The 5,765-nt window shown below is 75.0% G+C and carries 6 protein-coding genes; 5 read left to right on the top strand and 1 reads right to left on the bottom strand.

Annotated features, from left to right (window positions below; genetic code table 11):
* On the bottom strand, nucleotides 1-196 hold a 196-nt coding region (locus tag LHA35_RS27665; RefSeq protein ID WP_226614442.1), incomplete at its 3' end, for a DUF3141 domain-containing protein.
* Nucleotides 197-591: 395 nt separating this feature from the next.
* On the opposite strand from LHA35_RS27665, the gene LHA35_RS27660 reads away from it, so the two are divergent.
* From LHA35_RS27660 to LHA35_RS27635, 5 genes are all read left to right on the top strand, one after another.
* Nucleotides 592-1,074, top strand: a complete 483-nt coding sequence (locus tag LHA35_RS27660; protein WP_226614437.1) for a c-type cytochrome — start codon at nucleotides 592-594, stop codon at nucleotides 1,072-1,074.
* A gap of 255 nt (nucleotides 1,075-1,329) precedes the next feature.
* A complete protein-coding gene (locus tag LHA35_RS27655) occupies nucleotides 1,330-2,163 on the top strand; it encodes a Spy/CpxP family protein refolding chaperone (RefSeq protein WP_226614432.1) in 834 nt (277 codons plus the stop codon).
* Entirely contained in the window at nucleotides 2,164-4,092 is a 1,929-nt protein-coding gene (locus LHA35_RS28900; protein ID WP_274708231.1) for a 2Fe-2S iron-sulfur cluster-binding protein, read from the top strand.
* A 1-nt stretch (nucleotide 4,093) separates the two neighbouring features.
* Complete coding sequence (locus LHA35_RS27640) at nucleotides 4,094-4,834, top strand: hypothetical protein (protein ID WP_226614429.1); 741 nt, start codon at nucleotides 4,094-4,096, stop codon at nucleotides 4,832-4,834.
* Nucleotides 4,831-5,619, top strand: coding sequence for a cytochrome c3 family protein (locus LHA35_RS27635; protein ID WP_226614428.1), 789 nt, complete (start codon nucleotides 4,831-4,833; stop codon nucleotides 5,617-5,619). The genes LHA35_RS27640 and LHA35_RS27635 overlap by 4 nt, the downstream gene beginning before the upstream one ends.
* Nucleotides 5,620-5,765 lie beyond the last annotated feature (146 nt).

Below are 5,765 nucleotides of genomic sequence, written 5' to 3'. Positions count from 1 at the left end.
GCAGGGCGTAGTTGGCCGGGCGGGGGAAAGTGCGCGCGTCCACCACCGTCTCCGTGCGGAAGTCGAGGAGCGGCGGCAGCCCCAGCCGCTCGTGCTCCAGCATGTCGTCCGCGCGCTGGCGCAGCGTGTCCCAGAAGAGGATCGACCGCTCCCACAGGTCGCGCTGGTACTCGAGCAGGTCGGCCCAGGGCGACACCGGGCCGGCGGCGGGGCCGCCCGGGCCGGCGGGCGCAGCAGCCGCGCCGCGGAGGCGCGTGGGGTCCCGGTCTCCGCGCTGCTCGGGTGGGGCGAGCTCCGTGCCCCCCACTGCGACCTGCCGCGATCCCGTTGATCCGTCCATCCCCGTGCCCCTGTCCCCGCGATGACGCGGTATCCTGGGGCAGGCGGCCCGGCGGAGGGTTGACCTGGCTCAATCCTGGCGCCGGGACACACTATGTCACGGAGAGGCGGCGTTCTCCGGCCCCTTCGCCGTTGACCGCGCAGCGCACGCGCCGTACCGCGAGGCCTCGGGCGGTGCGCCGGCCCGGACCGATGGAGGAGCGACGTGGCAGGCCTGATCCGGATCTCGCATTCCGGCGCAGCGACGGTGCGGTGACCGGCCGCGGCCGTCGGATGCTCCTGGTCGCCGCCGCGGTGGTGGCGCTGGCGGCGGGCCTTGGGGGCGCCGTGCTGCTGGCGGCCGGAGGCGGCGAGGACCCGCCCGCCGGGGGGGCGGACGCGGCGGTTCTGGCGCGCGGCCGGGAGCTCTACGCGCAGCACTGCGCCTCCTGCCACGGCGCCGCGCTGGAGGGGCAGCCGAACTGGCGCCAGCGCCGGCCGGACGGGCGCCTGCCGGCGCCGCCGCACGACGCCTCGGGGCACACCTGGCACCACCCGGACGCGCAGCTCTTCGAGCTGACGAAGCGCGGCCCCACGGCGCTCGTGCCTGGGTACGCCAGCGACATGCCGGGCTTCGGCGAGGTCCTCGGCGACGGCGAGATCCGCGCCGTGCTTCGCTTCATCAAGAGCACCTGGCCAGCGGAGATCCGCGCGCGGCAGGAAGCCCTCGGTGCGGCACGCGGGCGGCCGCCTTGAGGTGGGATCCCCGACGCGGCGCGCCGAGGGCCAAGGCCCGGAAGCCGCTCATCGGGGGGCGGGCTGGACGTCCCGCCGCGACGCCGGGCGCGTCTGGCGGGCGGTCCTTGTCGTCCCGGCTCCCCAGCGAAGATGGACGGTCGGCGGCCCACACATCCCGCAACCTCGGTTCGGCCTGGCCGTATCGCTTGACACGGATCAAGGACGCGGCGGCCGGTCCGGCGTGGAATGCGGCAAGCTGAGGAGGAAAAGGGAATGACCGCGATCCGTTTGACGACGCTCCCCGGGAGCCGGCCCGCGGCGCTCGGCGCGGCGGCCGCGCTGCTGCTCGCGCTCGGCCAGCCGGGCGCCCCGCGCGCAGCCGAGGCGCCGCTGCGCCTGGCGATGCATGACATGATGCAGATGCCGATGCAGCAGCAGGGCTCGGGCGGCATGGGCATGGGCATGGGGGGCATGCAGGGCCAGCCGGCGCAGGGCGGCGCGGGTGGCGCTGGGATGGGCGGGATGCCCGGCATGGGCCAGCCCGGCGGCGGCGCCCCGCAGCCGGGTGCCGCCCAGCCCTCCCCGCAGCCCGGACAGCCGGGCGGCATGGGCATGAGGGGTATGCCGGGCGGCGGCATGCGCATGGACGACATGGGCCGGGGGGAAATGCAGGGGCAGCCGATGCAGGGCGGCATGGGCATGGGTATGCCGGGCATGGGCGGCGCCGGCATGCCGATGGACGACATGTCGCGCATGATGATGCGCGCCGGCCCGCACGCGCCGCTCGACCGGGTCGAGGGCCGGCTGGCCTTTCTCCGCGCCGAGCTGCGCATCACCGATCAGCAGGCGCCCGCCTGGGAGCAGTTCGCCCAGAGCCTGCGCACGGCACGCCAGCACCTGGTTGAGGCGCGCGATGTCCTCCAGGTGGCCGGGCACGCCAACCACACGCCGGCCGAGCGCCTCGCGGCCTATGAGCGCCACCTCGCGGCGCGGCTGGAGGGACTGCGCGCGGCGCGCACCACCTTCGATCACCTCTACGGCATGCTGGACGAGGCGCAGAAGCGCACCGCCGCGGAGCTGGTGGTGCCGTTCCTGGAGTCGTTCTGATTGACCGGGCGGGCCGCGCCGCGCCGCCATTGGCGCCAGCTCGCGGCCGCCGCGCTCGTCGCGGCGGCCGTGCTGCTCGGGGGCACTACGCCGCCCGCGGTCGCCCAGATGGGCGGCATGGGCGGCGAGATGGGGATGCACGGCGGCGGCGTGCCGCCGCAGACCTATCCCTCGCTGATGGCCGCCCCGCCCGCCGACCCGGCCGCGCGCGAGGCAGCGCTGCGCGAGGCCCACCGGCGCATGACCTCCGGCCTGCCACTGCTCACGGCCGGCCTTGACCAGGCCACACGCGCGCTCCAGGCCGGCGATCCGCAGGGCATGCGGGAGGCCGGCGAACGGATGGCCGAGGGGCTGAACCTGTACCGTAGCGGCCTGTCCACCCACCTCGCCCTGGGCGGGGGACAGGCGCCGGCCCAGGCCGCGCTCGGCTGGTACCGCGGCCAGCTCGGGCTGCCGGCCGCCGCGGCGGCGCCGATGGCGATGGACGGCGGCGGCGGCCCATGGGGCCTGTCCTGGTTCCACCTGACGACGATGGGGTTCCTGGTCGCCTTCCTGGTCGGGACCCTGCTGATCCAGTTCGTCCGGATGCGGCGGGTCGGCGGCCTGGTCCAACGCCTCGCGACCGCCTCCGCCAGGGCCGCGCCTGCTCCGGCGCCCGCCACCGCGGGCCCGCCCGGCCCGGCACCGTCCAAAGCACCGCCCGCCGCCGGCGGCGCCCCGACGCCCGAGGCACCCACCGCCCCGGCCCCACCCCCAGCCACCGCTCCCACACCGGCCGCCGGACCTGCGCCGTCGCCTGCTGCAGCGACCGCCGCGGCGAAGCGGCCGTGGTCGGGCACGCTGCGCGTCGCCGCGATCTTCCCCGAGACCCCGGACGTCAAGACCTTCCGCCTGATGAACCCGGAGGGTGGGGACATCCCCTTCACCTTCATGCCGGGCCAGTTCCTGACCTTCTCGGCCGAGATCGACGGCGAGCGCGCCCGGCGCTCCTACACCATCGCCTCCGCGCCGACCCGGCGAAGCTACGTCGAGGTCACGGTCAAGCGCGAGGCGCAGGGGCTGATCTCGCGCCACCTGCACGACAAGGTGGCGGTCGGCAGCACCCTCGAGGTCTCGGCGCCCTCGGGCGTGTTCACCTTCACGGGCGCCGAGGCCGACAGCATCGTCCTGATTTCGGGCGGCGTCGGCATCACCCCGATGATGAGCGTCACCCGCTACCTGACCGACCTCTCCTTCCCAGGCGACATCTTCTTCCTCCACGGGGCGCGCACGCCACAGGACCTCGTCTTCCGCGAGGAGCTCGAGCACCTGCAGAAGCGGTACGCCAACCTGCATGTCGCGGTGACGGTCGGGAGCGCCGAGGGGACCGCCTGGATGGGGTACCAGGGGCACGTCTCGAAGGAGTTCATCGCGCGGGCCGTGCCCGAGATCGCCCGGCGGCGGGTCCACCTCTGCGGCCCGCCGCCGATGATGGCGGCGGTGAAGGCGGCGCTGGCCGAACTCGGGGTGCCGCCGGAGCGGGTCAAGACGGAGGCGTTCGGCCCGGCCCGGGGCGTCGCGGCGGGGACCCCCGCGCCCTTGCCGGCCCCCGCCCTAGCGCCCGTCCCTGCCACGGCGGCTGCGGCTGCTCCGGCCGCAGCGCCGGCCGCCGCCGTTCCGCGGATTGCCACGGCCGAGGTCAATTTCACCAAGTCAGGCAAGACCGGGCCACTGGCACCGGACCAGAGCGTGCTGGAGGCGGCCGAGGCGATCGGGGTGGAGATCGACTACTCCTGCCGGGTCGGGATCTGCGGCACCTGCAAGGTGCCGCTGCTGAAGGGCGAGGTGACGATGGAGGTCGAGGAGGGGCTTCCCCCCGAGGAGAAGGCGCGCGGCATCATCCTGGCCTGCCAGGCGAAGTCCACCGGCAATCTCGAGGTGGAGGCGTGAGGTGAGCGAGACCGAGAGGCTGACCGTCGGCGCGCTGATCAGCGTCCTGGTTCTGGTGGCGCCCGGCTTCCTGCTGCACGAGGCGCCGCGCTTCCCGGGCAGCCTGGCGGGCGGCCTGCTCGGCATCGCCGGCGCCAGCCTGTTCGTGCTGCTGCTGATCTACTCCCTCGTCAAGCGCAGCACCTGGGTCCGCGTGCGCGTGTCGAAATACGTCTCCTTGCGCGCGCTGCTCTCCTTCCACGTCTACGCCGGCGTGGTCGGCGCACTGCTCGGGATCCTGCACAGCGGCCACGCCTACCGGAGCCCGCTCGGCATCGCGCTGGTCGTGGCCATGCTGACCGTCGTGCTGAGCGGCTTCGTCGGCCGCTACCACCTGGCCCAGCTCGGCACCGACCTGCGCGAGCAGCGGGAAAGGCTCGGGGTACTCCGGGCCCGCTTCGACCAGATCGCCGCCGAGGCCGCCGCCCATCACGGCGGCGCGGCGATCGTTTCCCCAGGGCCGGGCCTCCGGGCCCTCGCCCTCCTGGTGTCCGGCGACGGTGTAACGGTTTCCGGCACTCCGGTCCTGCGCCTGGTCGGCGCCGTCGCCGACCTCGAGCACGCGATCGGCCGGCGCGAGGCGGTCAAGCGGGCCCTGTCCCGCTGGACGGTGCTGCACATCGCGGCGGCGCTGGTGCTGTATCCCCTCCTCGCGCTGCACATCTGGAACGGCATCTACTTCGGCCTGCGGTGGCTGCGATGAAGGTCACCACCGCGATCTACCTGACGCTGGGGGCGGTCGGCGCGACCGCGGCCGTGCTGGTGCCGCTGGCGATGTACCGCTCCGGCTCGCCGGCACTCCCGGCTTGGCGCACGGCGGTGACCCCGGGGCCGCTCTCAGCCGCCCATGCCTTCCTTGGGGCACGGTGCGAGAGCTGCCACGCGCCCGACCGCGGGGTCGAGGCCGCGACCTGCCTCACCTGCCACGCCTTCGCGCCGGAGTTGCTGGCCAAGCCGGACACCGCCTTCCACGCGGACATCGGCGACTGCGCGAGCTGCCACGTCGAGCACCGGGGCGGCGACCGGCCGATCCGCATGGACCACGGCGCGCTCGTGGCGGCCGGAGCGGCCCGCGCGCCGGACCCGGCCGGGCGCGGCGCGCTCGCGGCACTGGAGCGCCTGCTCGACGAGGCGGGCGCCACGCTCGGGCGACCCGGCGCGCCGCTGCGCGCGGAGGAGGCCGGACGCCTCGCCTGCGCCACCTGCCACGCCGCCGAGGACCCGCACCAGGGCCGCTTCGGCGCCACCTGCCAGTCCTGCCACAGCACGGCCAACTGGTCCGTGGCGGGCTGGCGGCATCCCTCGCCGCGCTCGACCGACTGCGCGCAGTGCCACCAGCCGCCGCCCAGCCACTCCGCCGAGCACTTCCTGGGCACGGCCCAGCGGGTCGCCACCCGGCGGCCGGCGCGGATCGAGCAGTGCTACCTCTGCCACCAGACTAACAGCTTCCGCAGCTTCCGCGCTACCGGCCAGACCGGGCACATGTGACCGGCCGCGCGGCGGCGATGCGCCGGCCTGTGATTCGGCGTGGAATAGGGACCCCCTTGGAGGGGTGATCGGCGTCCAAAAGGGACCCCTCTGAGGAGGGGTTCAGGCTGGCTTCCGGGATGGGCGGGAGCCATGGACGGGATGCT

It is taken from the genome of Roseicella aerolata (genome assembly GCF_020523605.1).
Taxonomy (GTDB): Bacteria; Pseudomonadota; Alphaproteobacteria; order Acetobacterales; family Acetobacteraceae; genus Paracraurococcus; species Paracraurococcus aerolatus.
Note: the sequence above shows the minus strand (reverse complement) of the source record. Positions and strands in the feature narration are given on the sequence as shown.

Bases quoted from the DNA above. Each gene is read 5' to 3' on its own strand.
- LHA35_RS27655 (WP_226614432.1), top strand. From the start codon at position 1,330: ATGACCGCGATCCGTTTGACGACGCTCCCCGGGAGCCGGCCCGCGGCG.
- LHA35_RS27635 (WP_226614428.1), top strand. From the start codon at position 4,831: ATGAAGGTCACCACCGCGATCTACCTGACGCTGGGGGCGGTCGGCGCG.